Annotated in this window: 26 protein-coding genes; 8 read left to right on the top strand and 18 right to left on the bottom strand. The window is 72.9% G+C overall.

Features of this window, described 5'->3' with window-relative positions; genetic code table 11:
* Positions 1-86: 86 nt before the first annotated feature.
* Entirely contained in the window at positions 87-1076 is a 990-nt protein-coding gene (locus ACH4RC_RS10180) for a CopD family protein (protein WP_398197719.1), read from the top strand.
* 34 nt (positions 1077-1110) lie between these two features.
* Here the strand turns inward: ACH4RC_RS10180 and ACH4RC_RS10175 are convergent, their stop codons facing one another.
* The 8 genes from ACH4RC_RS10175 to ACH4RC_RS10140 all read right to left on the bottom strand — a co-directional run bounded on the left by ACH4RC_RS10175 (position 1111) and on the right by ACH4RC_RS10140 (position 8717).
* A complete protein-coding gene (locus tag ACH4RC_RS10175) occupies positions 1111-2157 on the bottom strand; it encodes a zinc-dependent alcohol dehydrogenase family protein (protein ID WP_398197715.1) in 1047 nt (348 codons plus the stop codon).
* A gap of 41 nt (positions 2158-2198) precedes the next feature.
* Positions 2199-2864 carry a lysoplasmalogenase gene (locus ACH4RC_RS10170; RefSeq protein ID WP_398197712.1) on the bottom strand — a complete coding sequence of 222 codons (666 nt, stop codon included), beginning with the start codon at positions 2862-2864 and terminating at the stop codon, positions 2199-2201.
* Entirely contained in the window at positions 2861-3748 is an 888-nt protein-coding gene (locus tag ACH4RC_RS10165; RefSeq protein ID WP_398197709.1) for a sterol desaturase family protein, read from the bottom strand. Before ACH4RC_RS10165 ends, ACH4RC_RS10170 begins: the two co-directional genes overlap by 4 nt.
* Positions 3749-3831: 83 nt before the next feature.
* Positions 3832-4299 carry a hypothetical protein gene (locus ACH4RC_RS10160; protein WP_398197707.1) on the bottom strand — a complete coding sequence of 156 codons (468 nt, stop codon included), beginning with the start codon at positions 4297-4299 and terminating at the stop codon, positions 3832-3834.
* A 198-nt stretch (positions 4300-4497) separates the two neighbouring features.
* Positions 4498-5733: an amidohydrolase family protein gene (locus ACH4RC_RS10155; protein ID WP_398197705.1), complete on the bottom strand. Its 1236-nt coding sequence runs from the start codon at positions 5731-5733 to the stop codon at positions 4498-4500.
* Positions 5730-7013 (bottom strand): amidohydrolase family protein, encoded by a 1284-nt coding sequence (locus ACH4RC_RS10150; protein WP_398197702.1) that lies wholly within the window; start codon positions 7011-7013, stop codon positions 5730-5732. Before ACH4RC_RS10150 ends, ACH4RC_RS10155 begins: the two co-directional genes overlap by 4 nt.
* Before the next feature lie 22 nt (positions 7014-7035).
* Complete coding sequence (locus ACH4RC_RS10145; RefSeq protein WP_398197701.1) at positions 7036-7920, bottom strand: SDR family NAD(P)-dependent oxidoreductase; 885 nt, start codon at positions 7918-7920, stop codon at positions 7036-7038.
* Entirely contained in the window at positions 7920-8717 is a 798-nt protein-coding gene (locus ACH4RC_RS10140; protein WP_398197699.1) for an acetoacetate decarboxylase family protein, read from the bottom strand. The genes ACH4RC_RS10145 and ACH4RC_RS10140 overlap by 1 nt, the downstream gene beginning before the upstream one ends.
* A 168-nt stretch (positions 8718-8885) precedes the next feature.
* On the opposite strand from ACH4RC_RS10140, the gene ACH4RC_RS10135 reads away from it, so the two are divergent.
* The 6 genes from ACH4RC_RS10135 (at position 8886) to ACH4RC_RS10110 (ending at position 14437) form a co-directional block, all read left to right on the top strand.
* On the top strand, positions 8886-9524 hold the full coding sequence (locus ACH4RC_RS10135; protein ID WP_398197696.1) for a TetR/AcrR family transcriptional regulator: 639 nt from the start codon (positions 8886-8888) through the stop codon (positions 9522-9524).
* A 67-nt stretch (positions 9525-9591) separates the two neighbouring features.
* A complete protein-coding gene (locus ACH4RC_RS10130; RefSeq protein WP_398197694.1) occupies positions 9592-10593 on the top strand; it encodes a DEDDh family exonuclease in 1002 nt (333 codons plus the stop codon).
* A 63-nt stretch (positions 10594-10656) separates the two neighbouring features.
* Entirely contained in the window at positions 10657-10890 is a 234-nt protein-coding gene (locus tag ACH4RC_RS10125) for a hypothetical protein (RefSeq protein ID WP_398197691.1), read from the top strand.
* An 87-nt stretch (positions 10891-10977) separates the two neighbouring features.
* Entirely contained in the window at positions 10978-11775 is a 798-nt protein-coding gene (locus ACH4RC_RS10120) for an SURF1 family protein (RefSeq protein ID WP_398197905.1), read from the top strand.
* Between the two features lie 107 nt (positions 11776-11882).
* Positions 11883-13676, top strand: coding sequence for a glycoside hydrolase family 15 protein (locus tag ACH4RC_RS10115; protein WP_398197688.1), 1794 nt, complete (start codon positions 11883-11885; stop codon positions 13674-13676).
* Between the two features lie 5 nt (positions 13677-13681).
* Positions 13682-14437 carry an SDR family oxidoreductase gene (locus ACH4RC_RS10110; protein ID WP_398197685.1) on the top strand — a complete coding sequence of 252 codons (756 nt, stop codon included), beginning with the start codon at positions 13682-13684 and terminating at the stop codon, positions 14435-14437.
* A 54-nt stretch (positions 14438-14491) separates the two neighbouring features.
* On the opposite strand, the gene amaP is transcribed toward ACH4RC_RS10110, so the two are convergent.
* The 5 genes from amaP to ACH4RC_RS10085 are packed head-to-tail and all read right to left on the bottom strand — an operon-like array spanning position 14492 to position 16763.
* Positions 14492-15070: an alkaline shock response membrane anchor protein AmaP gene (amaP, locus tag ACH4RC_RS10105; RefSeq protein WP_398197682.1), complete on the bottom strand. Its 579-nt coding sequence runs from the start codon at positions 15068-15070 to the stop codon at positions 14492-14494.
* A gap of 4 nt (positions 15071-15074) precedes the next feature.
* Positions 15075-15719: a DUF6286 domain-containing protein gene (locus ACH4RC_RS10100; RefSeq protein WP_398197680.1), complete on the bottom strand. Its 645-nt coding sequence runs from the start codon at positions 15717-15719 to the stop codon at positions 15075-15077.
* Positions 15716-16057, bottom strand: a complete 342-nt coding sequence (locus tag ACH4RC_RS10095; protein ID WP_398197677.1) for a hypothetical protein — start codon at positions 16055-16057, stop codon at positions 15716-15718. The genes ACH4RC_RS10100 and ACH4RC_RS10095 overlap by 4 nt, the downstream gene beginning before the upstream one ends.
* A 3-nt stretch (positions 16058-16060) precedes the next feature.
* Positions 16061-16246, bottom strand: coding sequence for a hypothetical protein (locus ACH4RC_RS10090; protein ID WP_394435127.1), 186 nt, complete (start codon positions 16244-16246; stop codon positions 16061-16063).
* A 40-nt stretch (positions 16247-16286) separates the two neighbouring features.
* Entirely contained in the window at positions 16287-16763 is a 477-nt protein-coding gene (locus tag ACH4RC_RS10085) for an Asp23/Gls24 family envelope stress response protein (protein ID WP_398197675.1), read from the bottom strand.
* 111 nt (positions 16764-16874) lie between these two features.
* Here ACH4RC_RS10085 and ACH4RC_RS10080 point away from each other — a divergent pair, with 111 nt between their 5' ends.
* Positions 16875-17609, top strand: coding sequence for a nucleopolyhedrovirus P10 family protein (locus tag ACH4RC_RS10080; RefSeq protein WP_398197672.1), 735 nt, complete (start codon positions 16875-16877; stop codon positions 17607-17609).
* A gap of 187 nt (positions 17610-17796) precedes the next feature.
* Here ACH4RC_RS10080 and ACH4RC_RS10075 read toward each other — a convergent pair whose 3' ends face one another.
* The 5 genes from ACH4RC_RS10075 to ACH4RC_RS10055 form a co-directional block, all read right to left on the bottom strand.
* Positions 17797-18588 carry an enoyl-CoA hydratase/isomerase family protein gene (locus ACH4RC_RS10075; protein ID WP_398197670.1) on the bottom strand — a complete coding sequence of 264 codons (792 nt, stop codon included), beginning with the start codon at positions 18586-18588 and terminating at the stop codon, positions 17797-17799.
* 138 nt (positions 18589-18726) lie between these two features.
* A complete protein-coding gene (locus ACH4RC_RS10070; protein WP_324772334.1) occupies positions 18727-18948 on the bottom strand; it encodes a helix-turn-helix domain-containing protein in 222 nt (73 codons plus the stop codon).
* Positions 18949-19317: 369 nt separating this feature from the next.
* Positions 19318-20916: an ABC-F family ATP-binding cassette domain-containing protein gene (locus ACH4RC_RS10065; RefSeq protein ID WP_398197667.1), complete on the bottom strand. Its 1599-nt coding sequence runs from the start codon at positions 20914-20916 to the stop codon at positions 19318-19320.
* Between the two features lie 279 nt (positions 20917-21195).
* Entirely contained in the window at positions 21196-22584 is a 1389-nt protein-coding gene (locus tag ACH4RC_RS10060) for a hypothetical protein (protein WP_398197664.1), read from the bottom strand.
* A gap of 101 nt (positions 22585-22685) precedes the next feature.
* Positions 22686-23813, bottom strand: a complete 1128-nt coding sequence (locus tag ACH4RC_RS10055; RefSeq protein ID WP_398197661.1) for an alpha/beta hydrolase — start codon at positions 23811-23813, stop codon at positions 22686-22688.
* Between the last annotated feature and the right edge of the window lie 289 nt (positions 23814-24102).

Genomic DNA, 24102 nt, shown 5'->3' with positions numbered 1-24102 from the left:
AGTAGCCGGCTGTAGCAGGCAAGGGCGGGGAGGGGCCGGTGGCCCCTCCCCGCCCTGTCGTCGTGGCCGTCCGGCATAGTGCTCGCATGACACCGTCGGCCGCCGAGATATCCACCCGCACAGGCGGCGCCGGACGCGCCACTGCCGTACTCGTCCTCGTCGCGGCGGCCGCGCTGATCCCCATGTTCGGGCCGCGGGCCGCGCTCGACGGGACCGGTGAGGCGGCGGCGCCCGGCGTCGGCGGGATCGCGCTCCTTCGGACCGTGCTGTTCTGCGCGGTGTGCGTGCAGGCGGGCGAGGTGTTCGCGGGGCGCCTCGCGCGCGAGGTGGCCTGTTCGGGACCGGCGCCGCGTGCGTGGTCGGCGTACGCGGCCTGGGCAGGGTTCGTCGCCGCGCTCGGGCTCGCCTCGGTCGTCGCCGCCGGGAACCTGATCCCGCACAGCCTCGCCGCCGTCGACATCGGCGGTCTGTACGGAACGCGGGACGGCACGCTCGCCCTGGTGGAGGTCAACGCCTTCCTGGTCGCCGCGTTGTGCGCGCGCTCACGGCGCCCGGCGTACGCCCTGCTGCCCCTGGCCGCGGTCGCCGTCGCGGAGGCGCTGCGCGCCCATCCGGGCACCGAGGACACGCCGCTCGTCGGCGCGGCGCTCACGTTCGCCCATCTGACGTGCGGGGCGCTGTGGGCGGGCGGCCTGCTCCACGTACTGCGCACGCAGCGCGCCTGGCGGACGAGCGACCCGGAGGCGGGCGCGGCTCTTCTGGGCCGCTACGCACGCGTGGCGGCGTACCTGCTCGCTGCGCTCACCGTGACGGGGGTGTGCAGCACACTGCGCCGGATGCCGTCGAACACGGTCCTCGACCAGCTGACGACGACGGCCTACGGGCGCACCCTGCTGGCGAAGGTGCTGCTCGTGGCCGTCGTCGCGGCGTTCGCGGTCGTGGCGCGGCTGCGGCTGCGCCGGGCGCGGGACCGGACGTCCGCTTACGCTCCCGCGCGCGCGGAGGTCGTGGTCCTGGGCGTGGTGGTGGCGGTGTCGGCCGTGCTGACGGCGGTGCCGGTGCCGATCCGCTGGTGATGACCTGCTGGTCGGTGGCCTACTGGTCGGTGACCTACTGGTTGGTGACCATGACCTTCAGGGCGGTGCGCTCGTCCATCGCCTTGTAGCCGCCGGGCACGCCTTCGACGTCGACCGTCATGTCGAACACCGGCGAGGGGTCGATCGTGCCGTCCAGGACGTCGGGCAGCAGCTCGGGGATGTAGGCGCGGACGGGGGCGACGCCGCCGCGCAGGGCGATGTTCCGGCCGAACATGACGCCGAGGTCGAGGCCGGTGCCGCTGCCGTGCGGGACGCCGACGTAGCCGATGGCGCCGCCGGGCCGGGTGATGTTCACGGCCGTCTGCATGGACTGCTCGGTGCCGACGGCCTCGATCACGGAGTGCGCGCCCCGGCCCCCGGTGAGCTCACGCACCGCCTCGACGGCGGCCTCTCCGCGTTCGGCGACGACGTCGGTGGCGCCGAAACGGCGCGCGATGTCGGTGCGTACCTCGTGGCGGCCGAGCGCGACGATCCGCTCGGCGCCGAGCCGCTTGGCCGCGAGGACCCCGCACAGGCCCACCGCGCCGTCCCCGACGACGGCGACCGTGACGCCCTCGCGGACGCCCGCGCCGAGAGCCGCGTGGTGGCCGGTGCCCATCACGTCGGAGAGCGTGAGCAGGGCGGCGAGCAGCCGGTCGTCGGAGGCCGCGTCGGCGGGCAGGCCGACCAGGGTGCCGTCGGCGTAGGGCACGCGCACGGCCTCGCCCTGGCCGCCGTCGTAGCCGACCGCGCCCCAGAAGCCGCCGTGCTCGCACGACGTGGTCAGGCCCTCGCGGCAGAAGTCGCACACGCCGTCCGACCACATGAAGGGCGCGACGACGAGGTCGCCGCGGCGCACCGAGGACACCTCGGAGCCGATCTCCTCCACGATGCCGAGGAACTCGTGCCCGATGCGCTGCCCCGGCTGCCGTGCCGCCTCGCCGCGGTAGGCCCACAGGTCGCTGCCGCAGATGCAGGCGCGCAGCACGCGCACGACGGCGTCGGTGGGCAGCTTCACGACGGGGTCCGGGACGTCCTCCACCCGCATGTCGAACGGGGCGTGGATGGTGGTGGCGCGCATGAGAAGGTTCCTTTGTGCAGGTCAAAGCGGGGTGTGCCGGGTCAGTGCTGAGTTCCGGCACACTTTTCACCGTACGCCGCCGCAGGCTCGGCGCGCGCACCGAGCACCCCTCGCACCAGTAGGTACTGCGCGGCGACGTACGTCAGCATGATCCAGAAATCGGCGGGCGGCAGGCGCGGCCGGTCGGCGACGCCCATGGCGATGAGCGCGTCGGAGAGCAGGAACAGCGCGCCGCCCGTACCTGCGACCGGGCCGAGCCACGAGGCGCCGTACGCCATGGCGGTGAGGAGCACGCTGTACGCGGCGACGGGCCCGCGCATGTCCGCGGGCAGGCCGGGCCAGAGCGCGGCGACCACGGCGACGAGCGCGACGCAGTAGAGGGCGCCGAGCAGGCGGCCACGCGCGCGTAGCGCCCCGTACCGCTTGAACAGCACGAGATAGCAGACGTGGCCGGCGGCGAAGCAGCCCATCCCGGCGAGGAACGCGGCGTCCTGGTCGAACAGGAGCAGCACGTCGCCGCCCCACCCGCACAGCAGGGCGGCGCACAGCAGCCGCGGCCCGCCGGAGACGACGACGTACGCCGCGAGCAGGGGCATGAGGAGTGGCTTGGCGACGGTGTGCGCCATGCCGGCTCCGGCGAGGAGCGCGCCGAGGTCGACGGCGCAGACGACGAGGAACCCGGTGCGCAGGGCCCGCGGCAGGGTCACGCGGCGCCCTCGGTGACCTTCCGCGGCGGGTTGTTCGGCACGCTCACCGGCGCGGGCTGCCAGCCGGGCCCGCGGAAGACCCGCCCGGCCCGCTCGCGCCAACTGGTCGCGGCCCTCAGGTCCCTGGCGATCGCCGCGTACTCGTGGGTGGCGACGCGCAGCGGGTTGAACGTGTCGATGTTCTTGGTCAGACCGAACACCGGCCGCTCCTCCTCCGCGACCCACGAGCCGAACACGCGGTCCCAGACGATGAGGATGCCGCCGAAGTTCCGGTCCAGGTAGCCGCCTTGCGAGGCGTGGTGGACGCGGTGGTGGGAGGGCGTGTTGAAGACGAACTCGAAGGGGCGCCCCAGCTTGTCGATGCGTTCGGTGTGGATCCAGAACTGGTAGACGAGGTTGGCCGACGAGCAGAACGCGAGCGCCGCCGGGTGCACACCGCACGCGATGAGCGGCAGATAGAACGGCCACACGGTGAGGCTCGTCCAGGGCTGGCGCAGCGCGGTCGACAGGTTGAACCTACGGCTGGAGTGGTGCACGACGTGGCAGGCCCACAGGATGCGGACGACGTGGTGCCCGCGGTGGGACCAGTAGTAGAAGAAGTCCTGCCCGAGCAGTATCAGCGGGACCGTCCACCACAGGACGGGCACGCGCAGCGGCGTCAGTTCGTGGACCGCCGCGTAGATCGCGACGATCGGTATCTTCCACAGGAAGTCGAAGACGAGGCTCCCGAGCCCCATGCCGATGCTGGTGGCCGCGTCCTTGGTCTCGTAACCGGCGGCGTCCTCGTCGGGATGGATCCGCACGCTCACGATCTCGACGATGGTGAGCAGCACGAAGGCGGGTATCGACCACAGCACGACATCGGGCAGGTTCGGCGACGACATGCGTGCACCGTAAGGGCGGGTGACGGGCGTCGGCTAGGGGTTGTTACCGACAAGTATTACCGGCGGTATCCCATGGTCCGCCGTCAGCAGGCCCGCACCGGCACCACGGCCCGGACGTCGCCGAGCGGGATCGTCCGCCGCTGCTGACGCTCCGCCCGGCCGGTGCCCACGCGCAGGGTCACACCGTGCCGGTCGCTGAGGACGAGTTCGCCGCACTGGTCGCCGTACTCGGTGCTCACCAGCGCGTACGGCTTCGCCGACGACGTCGGCCTGTCGGGGTCCGCTGTGTCCACGGGCACGGCCCACGTGACCGCGACCGCCGCGACGATCAGGCACAGCCCGGCGACCGATGCCCACCTGGCGGCCGTCAACGCCCGTTGCGTGCGTTCGACTTCGTCGAGCATCTCAGTCATCAGTTCGTCGGCGGACAGCCAGACCCGCGAACCGAGCGCACCGTGCGCCGCCCGCACCGCGACGAGCGTCCCGGCCAGCAGCAGCGCGAACGCGCACACGAGCAGGGCCGCGGTGGTCCACCGCCAGGCGTCGGTCATGCCCGCCACGGACTCCCTGCCCTTGAGCACGAAGACCGCCCCGACCAGGCCGGTCAGTGCTGCTGGCCGTGCTGGGCGAGGAGGCAACCGGGGCCCTGCACCGGGTCGATCACCATGTTCTGCCAGTGCGGCTACCCGCACCCGGACAAGCCCAGGGTGGGCGGCCCGCGCCACGGCGGGACCGTGCCTCGGCCCGTGTCACCACACCCGTACCGACCCTCCCTTCGCGAACACGGGACTCGTCGCGCCGGCGGGCGGCTCTTTCAAAGGCTCCGCGATCTCCGCGACCGTCGGCCCCACGCGCGCGGCGATCGGGTCGAGGAGGGCGAGGTCGAAGCCGTAGACGCGGGCCGTGTTCCCGCCGGTCATCGCGGTGACCTCGTCGCGTGGCAGGCCCGCGTAGGCGATGCGCAGGCCCTCGCGGCTGTAGGGGTACGTGCCTTCGTCGTGCGGGTAGTCGCTGCCCCACATGATCTTGTCGAGGCCGATGCGGTCGCGCAGCGGGACCTCGTGGGGGCGCATGAAGCTGGCGCCGACGTAGCAGTTCTCGCGCCATACGGTGGAGGGGCCCTTGCCCATCGAATCGGCGAGGCCCGCGCCGAACTTGGACTCCGCCGTGTTCGCCCTGGAGGCCGCCGCGACGAGGCGGCCGTGGTAGTAGTCCAGCATGTCGAGGACGCCGGGGATCCAGCCCGAACCCTGCTCGGTGAGGACGAGCCTGAGGTCCGGGTGCTTGCGGAAGGCGCCGCCGAAGACCAGGTGCCACAGGGCGCGGTGCGAGAACCAGGTCGTCTCGACCATGAAGACGGCGCGGGCGGCCGGTTCGTCGCCGAGCGGCGGGGACGCGGAGCCTGCGTGGTGGTTGACCGGGACGCCCAGTTCGGCGCAGGCCCGCCAGATGGGGTCGTACGCCGACGAGTAGAGCTCCGGGAGGCCCGAGCCGGGTGGGGTGCCAGGGAGCAGCAGGCCGCCCTTCAGGCCCGCTTCCGCCGCCCAGCGGATCTCCTTCACCGCCTCCTCCACGTCGTTGAGGAGGATCTGGAAGACGCCCGCCCTGCGGCCGGGCGCGGCGGCGCAGAAGTCGGCGAGCCACCGGTTGTGGGCGCGCAGGCCCGCCCAGCGCTGTACGAACTCCGCGCGCGTGGGCGCCGGTGCCATCAGGGACGCCGACGGGAAGAAGGGCGGGATCGTGTTGGGGAAGACGACCTCGGCGACGATGCCGTCGCGCTCCAGCTCCTCGATGCGGCGCTCGGAGTTCCAGTTGCGGTCGGCGGTGTCGGCGAGCAGGTCCTCGTACGGGTTGACGTAGGTCGCGGCCCAGGCGTCGAAGTCGTCGTGGTGGGCGCGGTCCAGGTAGGGCCTGTAGTCGAGGAGATCGGCGCCCGCGTGGCAGTCCGCCGAGATCACCGTGTACCGGTCCGGTGGTGCGTTCACGGGGTCACCCCCAGGGTCGGGAAGTCGTGGTCGGTCAGCCAGTGCCTGCCCACCTCGCGTGAGCGCGCCCAGGACGCCTCCACGGCGCTCTGGTCGGCGTCCTGGCCGAGGTCGGCGGGGGCCGGGCCGATGCGGGCCGCGAGCGGGGCGAGCGCGGCGGTGTCGAAGCCGAAGACCTCTGCGGCGGCGAGGCCGAGCATGCGGCGGGTCTCGGTGACGGGGATGTCGTGGAACGTTCTGCGCAGCCACGCGCGCGTGTCGGGCCACGTTCCCTCGGGGTGCGGGAAGTCGCTGCCCCAGAGGATGTTGCCGACGCCGATCTCGTAGCGCTGCGCCAGTTCGCGGCGTTTGGTGTTGGTGGCGCAGACGAAGACCTGCCGGTCCAGGTATTCGTGCGGGGGCCGCTTCAGTTCGGCGAACGGGGAGAGCTTCTTGCCGCCGTGGGCGCCCAGGTAGAGGCGGTCCATGAACCAGAGCAGGTTGGGCAGCCACCAGCAGCCGGACTCGGCGACGCCGAACCTCAGCCCCGGGTGGCGTTCGAAGACGCCGGACCACAGCAGGAACCAGAGCGGGCGCGCGGGCCACCAGGTGACCTCGCTGACGTAGATGCCGAGGTGGTCGCCGTACTCGTGGCGCGGCGCCGCTCCCGAGTGGGTCACGACCGGCATCGCGCACTCGGCCGCCGCCGCCCACACGGGGTCGTAACGGCTCGCGTGGTACGGGTCCTTGTCGACCCACATGGACGGGATCATCAACGCGCCGAGCCCGGACTCCTTGGCGCGGTGGATCTCCGCCACCACCTTGTCCGGGTCGGCCGTGATGGGCAGCAGGGCCACGCCGCAGTGGCGCTCCGGGTGCTGTCCGACGAAGTCGGCGAGCCACCGGTTGTGGGCCTGCGCGCCCGCCATGCCGAGTTCGGGGTCCTGGTCGCCGGAGAGGCCGAGGCCGACGCCGAAGGGGGCCGCCGTCCGGCTGTCGACGGCGTCCGCGTCGGGGAAGACGACCTCGGCGGCGACCCCGTCGCCGTCGAGCTCCTTGAGGCGCTGCGTGGCGTCCCAGCCGCCGCGCAGGCCCTCCTCGTTGTCGGCGAACCACTTCGCGGCGAAGGCGTCGTTGCGGATGCCGAGCCGGGTCGCCTCCTCGCGGCGGGCGTCGCGCTCGCCGAGGAAGCCGTCGAAGGCGCGGTGGAAACGGCTGTCCAGGTAGGGCCGGTACTCCTCGGTGGGGAGTCCGGCGTGGCAGTCGGAGGAGATGATCAGGTACGGGTCCCGGTCGCTCATCGTGCATGCCTCCTCGGATGTGTCAGTCGAGAATGAAGCTCTCCAGGTACGCCGGGTCCGCCCGGTCCAGCATCGACCGCGCCCTGGCTCTGATCTGCCGGTCGCTGTGCTCGCTCGCGGGAAGCAGCCAGAACCGGTCCGCCGCGATGCCCTCGGCGACGAGGTCCGCCACCTCCTCGACCGGGGTGAACTCGACCTCCCGCCCGGCCTCCTTCATCGCCGCCTCCCACTGGTCGAGGCTGCGGTAGGGCGTCTTGCGGGGGCGCTCCTTGGCGTACCGGCCGGGCCGGTTGCGGTGCGACTCCCACAGCCCGGTGCGCAGCATGTGGGGTCCGGGGAAGAGCACCGACGCGCCCACGCGCGCGTGCTCCGCCTTCAGATGCGCGTACAGCGACTCGGTCATGGTCACGACCGCCGCCTTGGTGACGGCGTACACGGACGCGGTCGGCAGCGGCGCGATCCCGCCGTCCCCGGAGGACGTGTTGACGACGTGGCCGGGCTCGCCGGCCTCGATCATGCGCGGCACGAACGCCTGGATGCCGTGGAAGACGCCCCAGACGTTGACGGCGAACGCCCACTTCCAGTCGTTGGGTTCGTGGTCCCACATGCGGCCCTCGGCGCCCGAGCCGACGCCCGCGTTGTTGCACAGCACATGGCAGTGGCCGAACGTCGCGTACGTGTCCTCGGCGAGGGCCATGACCTCCTCGCGCTCGCCGACGTCGACCACGCGCGCGTGCACCGTCGCCCCGTCCGCCCGCAACCCCTCGGCGGCGCTCTCCAGGGCGCGCTTCTCCACATCCGCGAGGACGACCTTGAGGCCGTCGGCCGCGAACCGGCGCGCCATGGCGAGCCCGATGCCGCTCGCCGCGCCCGTGACGACGGCGACCTGTCCCGCCGCCAGGCGCATCAGGCGCTCCCCTCGGGCGGCCCGTCGAGGATCTGCTGCGGGTCGTCGTAGCGCTGGTGGATGTACGGGAGCAGGGCCTGGCCGTCGACGCGCTCGACGACCCTGCCCTTCTGGTCGGTGGTCTTCTCGCCGACGGTGATCTCCACCAGGGTGCGTACGGGCAGGTCGGCGACCGGGTCGTACATGGACTCGCGGAGGACCACGTCGCCGGTGACCCGCTCCAGCTTCCTGACCTTCTCGTTGCGTACGCAGTGCACGAGGACCGGGTCGGCGTCGAACCCCGAACCGTCCACCGCCGGCAGGAACTTGAAGTAGAAGTCGGTCTTCTGCGTCGGCTCCGGCAGGGGCAGGGCCCCGCCGACCGCGCCCCGCACCTCCACGAACGCGATGCCGTGCCGGGCCAGGGCGGCCCGCACCACAAGGCCGTCACGCTCCACCGTGACGTCGCCGAGCTTCTTCGGCTCGCCGAACACCTCACGGCCGCCGGTCAGGGCCCGCTCGTGCGTCATCGGCATGACCAGCGGATACCAGCCCGCCACCCCCGCGTGCTCGGCGGCGACCGCGACCGACCCCGCGCCCAGGGGGTAGCCCGGCAGGTCGACCTTGCTGATGGCGACCCGTACGAGCGGACGCGCTGTCGGCTTCAGCGGGGGCGGCAGCACCGCGGCGACCGTGTCCGGGTCGGACTCCCACACGGCGACCACGCCGGTGGACCAGATGTCGGGGAGCTTGCCGCTCGCCGCGCGCGCGGCGGCGATCTCCGCCTCGGTGCGCGCTCCGTACCGTACGCGTGCCATGTCGTACCGCCCTTCGTCCTGGACGTGCGGGGGTCGTTCGCGTGGCGCATCGAGCACCTGCACGGCCCTGGGGCCGCCGGTTCTGTAACACAGTTACACCGGCGGCGATGAAGGGTAAAGAGACGTGCGCCGGCCACGAGGCGCGTACGTACACGAAGGGGGCGCTCCATGGCCCGCCCACCCCTCACGCGCGACGAGGTCCTCACCACCGCCGCGAACCTGGTCAAGCAGTACGGCCCGGACGCGCTGACCATGCGCAAGCTCGCGGCCGAACTGGGCACGGCGGTCACGTCGATCTACTGGCACGTCGGCAACCGCGAGTCGCTGCTCGACGCGCTGGTGGAGCGCACGGTCGCCGACCTCGGGGAGATCCGGCCGAGCGGCGCGACCCCGCACGCGCGCGTGGTCTCGGTCGCGCGGGCGCTGCGCCGTCGGCTGCGTGCCCATCCGCATCTGGTGGCGATGGTCCACGAGCGCGGTCTGACCGAGCGCATGTTCCTGCCCGCGCAGCAGGCCCTGGTGCGCGAGGTGCACGCGGCCGGGCTGCGTGGGGCCCGTGCCGCCGAGGCCGTGCGCGCGGTGCAGTTCCTGGTCGTCGGGCACGTCCTTGTCGAGCGGAACCGGGAGCGGTCCCCCGTTCAGCGGCCGGGCGAAGGGGATTTGTGGGGCGAACCGGGCACAACCGGCGCGGCGGTCGGGGACGATCAAGCGCTCGCCAGGGCGCTCGCCGCACCTGTGGACCCTGAGCGGCTCTTCACGACCTCCGTGAGCGCGCTGGTGAAGTCGCTGCTCGGGCCCGGCACTTGACCACGGCTGCGGCGCACGGGGCGGGTGGCGACCGCGCTGTCAGTCGTGGGCCGTATCCTCAGGGACCATGCTCGAAGACCGCCCGACCGTATCGTCCGCCACCGACTGGCCGACCGCGTACCCGAAGGGATACGCGGTCGTCGACGTCGAGACCACCGGCCTCTCCAGGGACGACCGGATAATCTCGGCCGCCGTCTACCGGCTCGACGCGCGGGGCACGGTCGAGGACCACTGGTACACGCTGGTCAACCCCGAGCGCGATCCGGGCCCGGTGTGGATCCACGGCCTGACGAGCGACGTGCTGTCCGGCGCCCCGCTGTTCCCGGAGATCGCCGAGGAGTTCGCGGCTCGCCTGGACGGCCGTGTCCTGGTCGCGCACAACGCGGTCTTCGACTGGTCGATGATCGCCCGCGAGTACGCGCGCGCGAAGCGCACCGCCCCGGTCCGCCAGCGCCTGTGCACCATCGCGCTCTCCAAGGAGCTGGGCCTGCCGCTGCCCAACCACAAGCTGGAGTCGCTCGCCGCGCACTTCGGTGTCGTGCAGGAGCGCGCGCACCACGCGCTGGACGACGCGCGCGTGCTCGCGGAGGCGTTCCTGCCGAGCCTGCGCGCGGCGGCCGCGGGGAACGTACGGCTGCCGCTCCTGGAGTGCCGTCCGCTCACGGAGTGGTCGGAGCCCGCGGTGCCGCGCCAGCCGAGCGCCTCGTACGGGTCGCCGTACCGGGGCGGCGGCGCGGGCAGTTGGCGGCCGTCCCGGAAGCGGCCGGCGTGCCCGCATCCGAACCCGGGCCGTTACGAACCGGGCAAACGGCTCAAGCAGGGCATGCGGGTGGCGTTCTCCGGGGACACCTCGGTCGACCGGGAGCTGCTCGAGGACCGGGCGGTCGAGGCGGGGCTGCATGTGGCCACGAGTCTGTCGCGGCTGACCAGCCTCCTGGTGACCAATGACCCGGACTCGTACACCTCGAAGGTCGTGAAGGCGAAGCAGTACGGGACGCCGGTCATGGACGAGGCGGCGTTCGGTCAGCTGCTCCGGACGGTGGAACCCGCGGACGCGACAGACGGGTGATTACGGGGCGACTCGCCCCGCAACCACTCGCCCGGCGCCACCTCGCGGCCCACCCTGTGGCGCATGGCACGTTGTGAAGTCTGCGGAAACGACTACGGCATGACCTTCGAGGTGCACGCCCAGGGAGCGGTGCACGTCTTCGACTGCTTCTCCTGCGCCATCCACCGCATGGCGCCGATCTGCGAGCACTGCCGGTGCCGCATCATCGGGCAGGGCGTCGAGGTCGAGGGCCACTGGTTCTGCGGGGCGCACTGCTCCCGCGCGGAGGGGATGGTGGGCATCGTCGACAACGTCTGACCCGGTCCCCGCCTTCGCAGGGGGCGTCCGCCCCAATCGGGTGCACCCCCCTGAAATCACCCCATGCCCGAGCGGTACGGTCATGGGGTGTACCGCTTCCTGTTGACCCGGCAGTGGGTGATCCTCACCCTGGTCGCCCTCGTCCTCATCCCCACGATGATCAGGCTGGGCATCTGGCAGATGCACCGCCACGACGAGCGCGCCCACCGGAACCAGCTGGTCACGGACGCGCTGGCCGCCGACCCCGTACCCGTGCAGAGCCTCACATCCCCCGGGCACACCGTCACCAGCGCCGAGCGGTACCACGCCGTGACGGCGAAGGGCCGCTTCGACACCGACGACGAGGTCGTCGTGCGCCGCCGCGTCAACTCCGACGACGAGGTCGGCTACCACGTCCTCACCCCGTTCAAGCTGACCGACGGCAGGATCGTGCTCGTCAACCGCGGCTGGATCCCGGCGAACGGGCCGAGCCAGACCGCCTTCCCCAAGATCCCCGCCCCGCCGCGCGGCGAGGTCACCGTCACCGGGCGCCTGATGCCCGACGAGACGACCGAGGCCAGCGGCATCAAGGACCTCAAGGGGCTGCCCGACCGGCAGATCATGCTGGTCGACAGTGAGGAGCAGGCCGAGCGGCTGCACGCCGAGGTGCTCGGCGGCTACCTCGCGCAGACCGCCCCCGAGCCCGAGGGCGACACCCCGGAGCTGATCGGCAAGCCGGGCCAGGAGGACGCCGCGCTGAACTTCGCGTACGCCTACCAGTGGTGGCTGTTCGCCGCGGCCGTGCCGGTCGGCTGGGTGGTCCTGCTCCGCCGCGAGCTGCGCGAGCGCCGCAAGAAGGCGGAGTCCGAGCAGGAGACACAGGAGACGACGCCGGCGGCGGTCTGAGCCGCCCCGCGGTCCGGACACCCCCCGCGCTCCGAGCGGCCCCGGTCCGGTCACTCACCCGGTCGCGTCCTGGATTGCCGGACGGGAGCGCCGGGAACGCGGACCGCGTGCACCCCTATATCGAGGACTACGCCCTCATCGGCGACGAACAGACCGCGGCCCTCGTCGGAAAGGACGGCTCCGTCGACTGGCTCTGTCTGCCCCGCTTCGACTCCCCCGCCTGCTTCGCCGCGCTCCTCGGCGACGAGGAGAACGGCCACTGGCGCCTCGCCCCCAAGGGCGCCGGCGACTGCACGCGCCGCTCCTACCGGCCCGGCTCCCTCGTCCTGGACACCGAGTGGGAGACGGACGAGGGCCACATCCGGATCACCGACTTCATGCCGCAGCGCGACAAGGCGCCCGATCTCGTCCGCATCGTCGAGGGCATCAGCGGCCGCGTCACCGTCCGCGGCACCCTGCGGCTCCGGTTCGACTACGGCAACGTCGTGCCCTGGGTGCGGCGCTGCGACGGACACCGGGTGGCCGTCGCCGGACCGGACGCGGCATGGCTGCGCAGCGAGCCCGAGGTGCACACGTGGGGCGAGGCCTTCGGCACCCACTCCGAGTTCACCGTGGAGGCGGGCGAGACGGTCGCCTTCGTCCTCACCTGGCACCCCTCGCACCACGCGCGCCCCGAACTCATCGACCCGCACGAGTCGCTGCGGCACAGCCTCGCGGACTGGCAGGCATGGGCGGACCGCTGCCGCTACGAAGGACCGCACCGCGAGGCCGTGCTCCGCTCCCTGCTGACGCTGAAGGCGCTCACGTACGCGCCGACCGGCGGCATGGTCGCGGCCCCCACCACCTCGCTCCCCGAGGAGATCGGCGGCGTACGGAACTGGGACTACCGCTACTGCTGGCTCCGCGACTCCACCATGACGCTGAACGCGCTCGTCGGCGCGGGCTACCTGGACGAGGCCGAGGCGTGGCGCGACTGGCTCGTGCGCGCGGCCGCCGGCGACCCCGCCAAGCTGCAGATCATGTACGGGCTCGCGGGCGAGCGGCGGCTGCCCGAGGAGGATCTGGTCTGGCTGGACGGGTTCCGCGGCTCACGCCCCGTACGCACCGGCAACGACGCGGTGCAGCAGTTGCAGCTCGACGTGTACGGGGAGGTCGTCGACTCGCTCGACCTCGCGCGCCGGGCCGGGCTGCGGGACAAACCGCACGTGTGGCGGCTCCAGCTGGCGCTGCTCGACTTCCTCCAGGACGCCTGGCGCGAGCCCGACGAGGGGCTGTGGGAGGTGCGCGGGCCGCGCCGCCACTTCGTCCACTCGAAGGTCATGACCTGGGTCGCTGTCGACCGCACGGTGCGCGCCATGGAGGACGACCCGAGCCTGCCCGGCGACCTCGACCGGCTGCGCGCCCTGCGGGACACCATCCACCAGGAGGTGTGCGAACGCGGCTACGACGCCGAGCGCGGAACCTTCACCCAGCACTACGGCTCGACGGAGCTGGACGCGGCGACGCTGCTCATCCCGCGCGTCGGGTTCCTGCCGCCGGACGACCCGAGAGTCGTCGGCACCGTCGACGCGGTCCGCGCCGAACTGGCCCAGGACGGGTTCGTCCGCCGCTACAGCACCGACCGCACCACCGTCGACGGCCTGCCGGGCGAGGAGGGCGCCTTCCTCGTCTGCTCGTTCTGGCTGGCGGACGCGCTGCACATGACGGGGCGCACGAAGGAGGCGGTCGAGCTGTTCGAACGCCTGTGCGCGCTCAGCAACGACGTGGGGCTGCTCGCCGAGGAGTACGACCCCGTGGCGGGCCACCAGCTCGGCAACTTCCCGCAGGCGTTCAGCCACATCGGCCTGGTGACCACCGCGCTGACCCTGTTCGGCACCGGCGACGCCGGAGAGGCAGGATAGGGGCCATGGATCTTGGACTGAAGGACCGTGTCTACGTAGTCACCGGCGCCACCCGTGGCCTCGGCAACGCCGCCGCCCGTGAACTCGTCGCCGACGGCGCGAAGGTCGTCATCACCGGGCGCGACGAGCGCAAGGCCAAGGACGCGGCGGCCGAGCTCGGCCCGAACGCCGTCGGCATCGCCGTCGACAACGCCGATCCGCAGGTCGCCGAACGGGTGATCACCGCCGCGCGGGAGCACTTCGGCTCCTTCGACGGCATCCTCGTCAGCGTCGGCGGTCCCACGCCCGGCCTCGTCGCGGACAACACGGACGAGCAGTGGCAGTCCGCGTTCGAGTCGGTGTTCCTCGGCGCGGTGCGGCTCGCGCGCGGCGCGGCGGCCGAGCTCGGCGAGGGCGGCGTCATCGGCTTCGTGCTCTCCGGCTCCGTGCACGAGCCGATCCCGGGCCTGACCATCTCCAACGGGCTTCGCCCCGGCCTCGCCGGGTTCGCCAAGTCCCTCGCCGACGAACTGGGCCCGCGCGGTATCCGCGTCGTCGGGCTCCTCCCGGCCCGCATCGACACCGACCGCGTGCGCGAGCTGGACGGCATGTCCGCCGACCCGCAGGCGACGCGGGTGGCCAACGAGTCGCGGATCCCGCTGCGCCGCTACGGGACGCCGGCCGAGTTCGGCAGGGCGGCCGCGTTCTTCCTGTCACCGGCCGCGTCCTACCTGACGGGCGTCATGCTGCCGGTGGACGGCGGATTCAGGCACGGGTTCTGAGCACATGGCTGTGCGGGGCGACGGAAGGCCGCCCCGCACGCCTGTGAGGCGCCCTCAGCTGACGCGCTCCGCACGGTGCTTGACCGCCCGCAGCCGGACCTCCGCCGGGAGCGAGTCGAGGCCCGCCGACCTCTTCGCCTGCGCGAGGGTGTCCTCGCCGAGCTGCCGCAGCGCCTCGCCGGGGGTGGCGTGCGGCGCCAGGGTGAGGGTGGCGCGGGCCCGCGGCGAGGAGCGGCGGCCGGTCAGGACGGCGCCCGCCTGCTCCACCCCGTCCAGCGACTCGGCCCCGTCGACCAGGGCACTCTCCAGGGCACGGCCACGCAGCCGCGCGCCCTCGCCGTCCCCGGTGTCGACGAGCACCTCGGAGAGCCGGTGGCGCCGCAACTGCGCCACCAGCCACCACAGCGCGAGCAGCAGGAGGACGGCGAGCGCGGCGATGACCACCGGCCACCACCAGCCCTCGTCGCGCCAGCGGTCGCGGTCGGCGACGCTGAGCAGCACGTCCTTGCGCCCGTCGTGGATCCACCAGGACGGCGGCTTCACCCCGAGGCCGACGGCGAGCACCGAGCCGCCGACGACCACCAGGACGATGCCGAGCAGCGCGAGCACGATCCGGTTCACTGTTCTCAGCACGCCGTCATCCCTTCTTGCCGGGGCGCGCCACCCGCACGGAGAGGCGCGGGTCACGGCTGAGCCCGAGGCCCCGGACGCTGTCGCCCAGCGTGGAGTCCAGGTCGCCCCGTACGTCGTCGAGTTCACGGAAGTGCGAGACCGCCCGCACCTTCGCCTTGGCGCGCTTCACGCGGACCTTGGCGGACTGCACGCCCGGCACCTCCATGGCCCGGTCGCGCAGCACCATCGCGGCGGCGTCCCGGTGCAGCCCCGCACGTACTTCCGGGTGGACGCGGCGCATCGGCAGCACCCCGCGCAGGCCCGGGGTCAGCGCGAGCAGGAGCAGCCAGAGCCCGAGCACGGCGGCGACGCCCGCGCCGATCAGGACGGGGGTGTCGTCCAGCGGGCGCTGCGCCAGCTCGCGGGCGAGGGTGCGGCGCCACTCCATGCCCGGACGCCCGGACCGTACGGACGCGATGTCGTAGAGCAGGATGCCGATGCCGCCGAGGAGCACGAGCGCGGCGAGGATCGCCGGGACGCGGCGGGCCGACCAGAACCGGCCGGTTTTCCTGCCGCGCTCCGGTGGGCGCGTTGCCGTCTCCTCCGGCCGGTCCCCGGGACCGGTCCCGGCGCGCTCGGCGACGGGCAGCCGCCGGGTGGGTTCGCTCACCGGATCCTCCCGCGGTCGGCGCCCGTGCGCTCCGGGTGCAGCCGTTCGACCTGTACGGCCACTTCCGGCACCTCCATGCCCGCCAGCGTCTTCACTCGATGGGCGACTTGACGCCGTACGGCGCCGCACTGTCCGCCGATGTCCGCGGGGTAGCCGAGCTCCAGGCTGATGCGGACCCGGGCGGTGCCGTGGTGGACGGCGACCGTGGCGTGCGGCGGCGATCCGCCGGCCGGGACGGTGTCCAGCGCCTCTCGTGCCGCGTACGCGGCGATCTTCGCGACGACCCGGTCGGCGATCCGGGTCGCGCCGCGGTCGGCGGACGCGACCTGTGTCGCCACAGGTCACCTCCGCCGGTCGCCGCGCGTGCGGAAGAACTCGCCGGGCTGCATGTCCCCCTCGAGGAACCGCCCGGCGATGAAGCCGATGGCGCCGAGCGCCGCCACCAGCAAAAAGGCCCCGAAACCGCCGAAGTATCCGGCGAATGCGAGGGCCATGCCGGCGATCATGCCGACCACGGCCAGATTCATCCTGCGCTCCTCTTGCCTACGTCGCGGGCGGGTGCGGGTCTCACTGGAGCTTCGACTCCGGCTCGTCGTCCTCCTCGTCCGGCAGCTTCACGTCGCTGACGGCGATGTTCACCTCGACGACCTCGAGCCCGGTCATGCGCTCGACGGCCACGACGACGTTCTCCCGCACGGCGCGCGCGGTGTCCGCGATCGAGACGCCGTACTCGACGACGATCTCCAGATCGAGGGCCGTCTGTACCTCGCCGACCTCGGCCTTCACGCCGCGCGTCACGGACTTGCCGCCGCCCGGCACCCGGTCGCGCACGGCGCCGAAGGTACGGGAGAGGCCGCTGCCCATCGCGTGGACGCCGTCCACGTCACGCGCCGCGAGTCCGGCGATCTTCTCGACGACGCCGTCGGCGATGGTGGTCCTGCCCCGGCTGCCGGGGTCGCCGCCGCCCCGCTTGGTCACGTTGGTCCGCGCGGCGCCTGCCGCCGCCGTCGCTCCGCCGGACTGCTGGTGCGTGGTCTCGCTCATCGGGCCGTCCCCTCTGTCCGTTGAGGTCTGATCTCGGTGGGGTGTGCTTTCTTTCGACCACATTAAGTGCGGTTACCCCGACTCGCGCCCGGGATGGGGCAGCCTGGGGGAATGACGGTAGATCGATGGGCACAGGCGGTACGGCACCAGCTCGGCATCGGCAGGCTGGTTCCCTTGGGCGGGCCGGGTGACGGGGCGTGGATCGCGGAGTCGGCGGCACGGGACGTACTGCGCCTGGCGGCGGCCCCGTTGCGCGGGGTGCGCCTGGGTTCGCTGCGCCTGGAACAGGCCGACCCGGAAGGCACGTACGAGGCCGCGGTGCCCGCCCCGCCGGGCGCGCTGCCGCCGGGGCCGCTGCGGATCGTGGCGGACTGCGCGGCGGCCGCCGACGAGCCGTTGCCGGTGGTCACGACGCGGCTGCGGATGACGCTCGCGCGGGTGGCGGGTGACGAACTCGGCCTGGTCGTCGAGGCGGTGGACCTCCAGGTCACGGAGTTGCTGGAGGCCGGTTCCGAGGGGCCCGCGGGCTCGGAACCGGCCCCTGACGAGCCGTCGGAGCCGCGCCCCCTGTCCGGGGACGAGGCGCGCGCGGCCCAGGCGGCGCGGTCCGTGCCCGGCGTGGCCGCGCTGACGGGCGCCCTGGGCGGGATGAGCCGCGCGGTCCACATCGAGGAGCCGGAGGGCGGTACGGGAGCACTGCCGCGCCGTCACGTCCGGGTGGAGCTGGCGGTGTCGGCGCGGGCCCGCGCCCTGGACGTGGCCCGCCAGGTCCGCCGGGCGGTGACGACGGCGTTCCCGGACGCGCCGACGGTGGCGGTTCTGGTGACGGGGGTCGAGCGGCCGTAGACGGAACTGCCGAACGGACTGCCGGACCGATTGCCGGACCGACTGCCGGAACTACCAGACGGACTGCCAGACGGACTGCCAGACGGACTGCCGGGCGGACGGCTGTTCCGGCGGTCGAGCGGCCGCAGCGGATGCGGGGCCGCAGCGCCGCCGGGTCGGTCGCCCAGGCCCGCCCCGCCCCGCCGAATCAGTCGCCCAGGCCCGCCAGGTCCCGGAGGCGGCGGCCCTGGGCGGCCCGTTCGGCCGTGCGCTGCTCGTCCAGGGTGCGGCCGGCCACGCCCTGGAGGAGGGCCTTGGTCTCGATGACGGCGTCGCGCGGGGCGGCGAGGAGGGCGGCGACCAGGTCGTCGGTGGCGGCGGTCAGCTGGTCGCCGGGCACGGCGACGTTGGCGAGGCCCGCGGCGACCGCCTCGTCGGCGTGCACGTAGCGCCCGGTGACACAGATCTCCAGGGCGCGCGCGTACCCGACGAGCGAGACGAGCGGATGCGTGCCCGTGAGGTCGGGGACGAGGCCGAGGCTGGTCTCGCGCATGGAGAACTGCACGTCGTCGGCGACGACGCGCAGGTCGCAGGAGAGGGCGAGCTGGAACCCGGCACCGATCGCGTGCCCCTGCACGGCGGCGACGGACAGCAGGTCGCTGCGGCGCAGCCAGGTGAACGCGGACTGGTACTCGGCGATGGTGGAGTCGAGGAACTCCGCACCGCCGCGCGCCATGTCGATGAAGGACGGCTCGCCGTCGAACCCCTCGGGCGTGAACGCCTTGCGGTCGAGGCCCGCGGAGAAGGACTTGCCCTCGCCGCGCACCACGACGACGCGCACGGAGCCCGGCAGGGCGCGCCCGGCCTCGGTCAACGCCCGCCACAGCGCGGGACTCTGGGCGTTTCGCTTGTCCGGGTTGCTCAGGGTCACCGTGGCGATCGCGTCGTCGACGGTGAGCCGGACGCCGTCCTTGTCGAGGAGCGGTGCGGGCTGAGTCATCGGGGCCTCCGAGTCTGCGCGGTCATAAGTGACTGCACAGTAACCACCCGGCCGGTCAGTCGACCGGCCGGGTGGTCACCGAAGGAACCAGTGTGCCGAACAGGCCCGTTGCCAGGCCCTGAGAACAGGTCGGCCGCGTCAGTTCGCCGCGGCCTTCTTGCCTCGTGTGGCCCCGCCGCGACCTCGCAGCGTGACCCCGGACTCGCTCAGCATCCGGTGCACGAAGCCATACGAGCGACCGGTCTCCTCGGCCAGTGCCCGGATGCTCGCACCGGAGTCGTACTTTTTCTTCAGGTCTGCCGCGAGCTTGTCGCGCGCGGCGCCGGTAACCCGGCTGCCCTTCTTCAGAGTCTCGGCCACCCGTGCCTCCTCATGGGAAGTGCGCTCTGGAATTCCCATGATCACCCCTTGCGGCGCTCCTGGCCACCCATTCGGCAAGGTCCGTAGCCGCACAATTCCAGTTGGGAAGGTGATCCACCCGACCGGAACAGGGAATTCCGGATGCCTTTTTTGCCGCCCGCCACCGCCTTTTCCGGGGAACCGGCAGGTCAGCGGCGGGCCCGCGGGACAAGGGCGGTGCGGCTCAAGGGGCGGCGAAATCCGTGTATGACACACCGCAGTACGAGGCGATCTCACTCATATGATGGATCACGGATCGGCCGAATGATCCATACTCAGTGGATCAGCCATTCGATCAAGCGGTGCTGACGCCCCGGAGGATCCGCGAGATCACGCGAGGGCGACGAGGTCCGCGTACCCCTGGCCCCACAGGTCCTCGACGCCGTCCGGGAGCAGGATGATGCGCTCGGGCTGGAGCGCGTCCACGGCGCCCTCGTCGTGCGTGACCAGGACGACCGCGCCCTTGTACGTGCGCAGGGCGCCGAGGATCTCCTCGCGGCTCGCCGGGTCGAGGTTGTTCGTGGGCTCGTCGAGGAGCAGGACGTTCGCCGACGAGACGACCAGGGTCGCGAGGGCGAGACGGGTCTTCTCGCCGCCGGAGAGGACCCCGGCCGGCTTGTCGACGTCGTCGCCGGAGAACAGGAACGAGCCGAGGGTCTTGCGCACCTGGATCAGATCGAGGTCGGGGGCGGCCGAGCGCATGTTCTCCAGGACCGTGCGCTCCGGGTCGAGGGTCTCGTGCTCCTGCGCGTAGTAGCCGAGCTTGAGGCCGTGCCCCTCGATGACCTGCCCGGTGTCGGGCTTCTCGGCGCCGCCGAGCAGCTTGAGCAGGGTCGTCTTGCCCGCACCGTTGAGGCCGAGGATGACGACCCTGGACCCCTTGTCGATGGCCAGGTCGACGTCGGTGAAGATCTCGAGCGAGCCGTAGGACTTCGACAGGCCCTCGGCCATCAGCGGCGTCTTGCCGCACGGCGACGGGTCGGGGAAGCGCAGCTTGGCCACCTTGTCGGACTGGCGCACCTCCTCCAGGCCCGCGAGGAGCTTGTCGGCGCGCTTGGCCATGTTCTGCGCGGCCACCGTCTTGGTGGCCTTGGCGCGCATCTTGTCGGCCTGCGCGTTCAGCGTGGCGGCCTTCTTCTCGGCGTTCTGGCGCTCGCGCTTGCGGCGCTTCTCGTCGGCCTCGCGCTGCTGCTGGTAGAGCTTCCAGCCCATGTTGTAGACGTCGATCTGGGAGCGGTTGGCGTCCAGGTAGAAGACCTTGTTGACGACCGTCTCGACGAGCTCGACATCGTGGGAGATCACGATGAAGCCGCCGCTGTACGTCTTCAGGTAGTCGCGCAGCCAGACGATCGAGTCGGCGTCGAGGTGGTTGGTCGGCTCGTCAAGGAGCAGGGTGTCCGCGTCCGAGAAGAGGATGCGGGCCAGCTCGACACGGCGCCGCTGACCACCGGAGAGCGTGTGCAGCGGCTGGCCGAGGACGCGGTCGGGCAGGTTCAGCGCGGCGGCGATGGTGGCGGCCTCGGCCTCGGCGGCGTACCCGCCCTTGGTGAGGAACTCCGTCTCCTGGCGCTCGTACTGCTTGAGCGCCTTGGCCTGGGTGGCGCCCGAGCCGGTCGCGATGCGCTGCTCGTTCTCGCGCATCTTGCGCATCAGCGTGTCGAGGCCACGGGCGGAGAGGATGCGGTCGCTGGCCAGGACGTCGAGGTCCCCGGTGCGCGGGTCCTGCGGCAGATAGCCGACCTCGCCGGAGCGCGTGATGGTGCCGCCGGCCGGGATGCCCTCACCCGCGAGGCACTTGGTCAGGGTGGTCTTGCCCGCCCCGTTACGGCCGACCAGACCGATGCGGTCGCCCTTGGCGACACGGAAAGAGGCGTTCTCGATGAGGATGCGGGCGCCGGCGCGCAGTTCGATACCGGATGCGGTGATCACGGGGGTGCTCCAGGACAGGTTTACGGCTAGTTGACAGGGCGAGGGCCAGGGTGAGGGCCGGTCGGCGCCGCTAAACCACCCAGAGAGAAAACGTCATACGAGCCAGTTTAACGGGGTGATGCAAGCGGATTGTCCGGGGCGCCCGCGCGCGGGCGCCCCGCAGGTCATCGCCCCGGGGCGGGCGTCCGGGGCACCCGGAGCGGACCCCTCGTCACCCTCGGTGCCGGTGAGCATGCCGTCGGCTCACGAGACGACGGCTTCCTCCGATGGGCCGTACGGTCACGCGCCGCCCGTGTGCACCTGGAACGCCGCGCGGCGCACCGCCTTCGCCAGGGCCGGGTCCGGGTGGGCGGCTGCCAGGGCGACCAGGACCTGGACCGTGCGGGGGTGGTCGACGGCGCGGACCTCTTCGAGCAGGGCCGGGATCGTCGGCTGGACCGCGGACTCCAAGTGGCGTACGAGCAGCGGCGCCTCGCCGTGGTCGGCGACGGCCGCCGCCGTGTCGACCCAGAGCCACGTGGCTTCCTCGCGGGTGAGGACCGTGTGCACGTCCTCGGGGTCGGCGCCCTCGTACTCGGCGAGCCAGAGCAGGGCGTAGGCGCGCAGGCCGGGTTCGTCCGCGCAGCGGCGTACCTCCGGCTCGGCGGGGGCTCCGACGACGCGGAGCGCTTCGAAGGCCAGGCCGCGCAGCAGGGCGTCCTCGCCGCGGGCCGCCACGAGGAGCTCGGTGACAGCGTTGCCGATGTCGCGGGCGGCGAGCCAGGCGCGGTACTCGGCGCGGGCCGCGTTCGGCCGCAGGCGGGCGCAGCCGCGCAGCATGTCCTCGGCGGAGACCTCGATGTTCCCGGCCGGGGACTGGGCCGCGACGCAGATCTGCTCCAGCTTGACCCAGACCGCCCAGCTGCCGAGCGGGGTCAGCGTGGCGTGGCCGTCGGCGTACGTCAGGGCGCCCACGGCGGTGAGCCCGGCCAGCGTCCAGTCGAGGAGCGGCAGGAGCGGGGTGTCCTGCGGCGGCACCGGTTCGGGCTGCGGGCCGTAGGGGATCTCGCAGCGCTCCGTGCGCAGTTCGGCGACGCGCTGGGCGAGGAGGTCGAGGAGCTGGGCGGCCGGTACCGGGCCCGCCATCAGCTGGCAGAAGGAGAGCAACTGGGGCACGGCTTCGACGACTTCGGCGACCGCCGCCGGTTCCAGGGAGTCCGGCGCCGGGTGCACCAGGGACCAGGCGTCGAACAGGGCGACCCAGCCGCGCAGCACGGCGGTGTCGTCGCGGTCCCAGACGCGCAGCCGCCAGCCGGGCCGGGCGACGTCGCCGTGCACCTCGACGAGTCCAGCGAGGCGCGCGGTGTCCCAGTCGGCGCGGACCTGCGCGACGGTGAGCCCCAGATCGGCGGCCGCGCGGCGCGCGGTGGCGTCCGCGAGAGTGCCTTTGCCGTCGCGCGCCCCCGTGCCGTTGCCGGGGCTCAGCGTGGTGTCCGCCCAGCGCGCCACGCGCACGGCGGCGGCGAGGCCCTGCCGGGCTGAGCGGGCCAGTTCGGCGGGGGGCGGGGTGCCCTCCGGGGGGCGCGGCGCGGGCCTTCGGACCGCTGCGCGTGGGGCGGCAGCGGCGAGGGGCCGGTGGCGCGGGCTGACGAGTCGGAGCCTGGAGTCGCGCGGAGTACGGGACGTCACTTGAGCAGTCTCCAGGGTGACCCCGCGAATTCCCAAACGGGAGCCCTTGTTCGGAGTTCGCGTCGCCATTCGCAGCGTCCGGGCGCTCCGCCGCCCGCGGCTCACATCAGCGGTGTCAGGAAGCGCCGGAGCGTCTCCTCGTACGCCTTCGGGTCGGCGTTCCACATCGCGTTGTGCGGGGCGTCGTCGACCGTGTGCAGCGCGATGAGGTCGGGGCGGCGGTTAGCGAGGCGGCGGGACAGCTCCCAGGGCGCCACCTCGTCGTCGGGGCCGTGCACGATGAGCGTGGGGACGGCGAGCGTGCCCGGCACGGCCGCCTCGCCGAACCGGTCGGCCGTCAGCTCCGTGCGGCCCTGCGCGGCGCGGACCGCGAGCGGCAGGAGCGGGGACGGCGTGTGCCGGGCTCTGGCCAGGGCGCGCACGGTCGCCTGCCAGCTGAGCACCGGGGAGTCGAGGACCAGGCCGCTGACGCGGTCGCGCAGCGCGGAGTACGTGGCGGCGCGCAGGGCCATCGCGGCGCCGGTGGACCAGCCGTGGAGGATGACGTCGCGGGCGCCGTGGCGCACGGCGAAACGGATCGCGGCGTCCAGATCGCGCCACTCCGTCGTGCCGAAGTGGTTCAGGCCGTCCGGGGCGAGCGGCGCGCCGGGGTCGCCGCGGTAGGCCGGGGCGAGCACCGGGAACTGCTGGTGGCGCAGGAACCCCATGAGGTTCATGGCGTGTTCGCGGGTGGTGCCGAGCCCGTGCACGGTGATGATCCAGGTCTCGCGCACGCCGGGCAGGAACCAGGCGGGCAGCGTCCCGAGCTCGCCCGGCACGTGGACGTCGGCGTGGTCGAGGCCGAGCGCGGTCTTGGGGTCGCCGATGTGCACCTGCGGCGTGAGCCACGCCTTGGCGCCGGGCTCGGGTACGCCGTGCGTGACGCGCTCCAGGCGGCGTACGACGGTGTCCGCGGGGTGCGCCGCCGACTCGATCACGGGTCCGACGACCGCGTGCCAGTCGTCGCCGACGAGCCCGTACGTGCCCGGACGCAGCGACGCCAGGTCGCGGGTCAGGGTGATGTGCCCGGCCGCGGTGGTGTGGACGGTGAGCCGGGGTTCGGTGGGCAGGGGGCGGCCCGCGGGCGCCTTGAGCGCGGCGTCGCTGGCCAGCCGGCCGGCGGCGATCGCGGCTGCGGAGGCCCCGAGGACGGCGGTGACGGCAGCGGCCGTCGCTCTGGCGATACGCACCCGTCCAGTGTCGGCGTCCGGGCCCGCGCGGGCCAGTGGGGCGGGGGGTCGGGGTGACGCCTGTCGGGCCGTGGTCCCCATGTGTCGGGATTTGTCGCCGCAGGAACGAGAAGCCCGTACAGATCTGGAGCCCGCATGGGTCCGGAGGGCGTACGGATCCGGGGCCCGTACGGGACCGGGGCCCGTATAGGAGCGGGGCCCGTACGGGACCGGGGCCCGTATAGGAGCGGGGCCCGTACAGGACCGGGGCCCGTGCAGGACCGAGGCCCGTACAGGACCGGGACCCGTA

The organism is Streptomyces sp. NPDC016845 (assembly GCF_044332585.1).
In the GTDB taxonomy this organism is placed as follows: Bacteria; Actinomycetota; Actinomycetes; order Streptomycetales; family Streptomycetaceae; genus Streptomyces.
The sequence above is the reverse complement of the archived record's forward strand: the minus strand, read 5'-3'. Positions and strand labels throughout refer to the sequence as shown.

Bases quoted from the DNA above. Each gene is read 5' to 3' on its own strand.
- ACH4RC_RS10125 (WP_398197691.1), top strand. From the start codon at position 10,657: ATGGCACGTTGTGAAGTCTGCGGAAACGACTACGGCATGACCTTCGAG.
- ACH4RC_RS10165 (WP_398197709.1), bottom strand. From the start codon at position 3,748: ATGTCGTCGCCGAACCTGCCCGATGTCGTGCTGTGGTCGATACCCGCC.
- ACH4RC_RS10075 (WP_398197670.1), bottom strand. From the start codon at position 18,588: ATGACTCAGCCCGCACCGCTCCTCGACAAGGACGGCGTCCGGCTCACC.
- ACH4RC_RS10140 (WP_398197699.1), bottom strand. From the start codon at position 8,717: ATGGCACGCGTACGGTACGGAGCGCGCACCGAGGCGGAGATCGCCGCC.
- ACH4RC_RS10080 (WP_398197672.1), top strand. From the start codon at position 16,875: ATGACGGTAGATCGATGGGCACAGGCGGTACGGCACCAGCTCGGCATC.
- ACH4RC_RS10160 (WP_398197707.1), bottom strand. From the start codon at position 4,299: ATGACCGACGCCTGGCGGTGGACCACCGCGGCCCTGCTCGTGTGCGCG.
- ACH4RC_RS10130 (WP_398197694.1), top strand. From the start codon at position 9,592: ATGCTCGAAGACCGCCCGACCGTATCGTCCGCCACCGACTGGCCGACC.
- ACH4RC_RS10175 (WP_398197715.1), bottom strand. From the start codon at position 2,157: ATGCGCGCCACCACCATCCACGCCCCGTTCGACATGCGGGTGGAGGAC.
- ACH4RC_RS10150 (WP_398197702.1), bottom strand. From the start codon at position 7,013: ATGAGCGACCGGGACCCGTACCTGATCATCTCCTCCGACTGCCACGCC.
- ACH4RC_RS10085 (WP_398197675.1), bottom strand. From the start codon at position 16,763: ATGAGCGAGACCACGCACCAGCAGTCCGGCGGAGCGACGGCGGCGGCA.
- ACH4RC_RS10135 (WP_398197696.1), top strand. From the start codon at position 8,886: ATGGCCCGCCCACCCCTCACGCGCGACGAGGTCCTCACCACCGCCGCG.
- ACH4RC_RS10110 (WP_398197685.1), top strand. From the start codon at position 13,682: ATGGATCTTGGACTGAAGGACCGTGTCTACGTAGTCACCGGCGCCACC.
- ACH4RC_RS10180 (WP_398197719.1), top strand. From the start codon at position 87: ATGACACCGTCGGCCGCCGAGATATCCACCCGCACAGGCGGCGCCGGA.
- ACH4RC_RS10145 (WP_398197701.1), bottom strand. From the start codon at position 7,920: ATGCGCCTGGCGGCGGGACAGGTCGCCGTCGTCACGGGCGCGGCGAGC.
- ACH4RC_RS10090 (WP_394435127.1), bottom strand. From the start codon at position 16,246: ATGAATCTGGCCGTGGTCGGCATGATCGCCGGCATGGCCCTCGCATTC.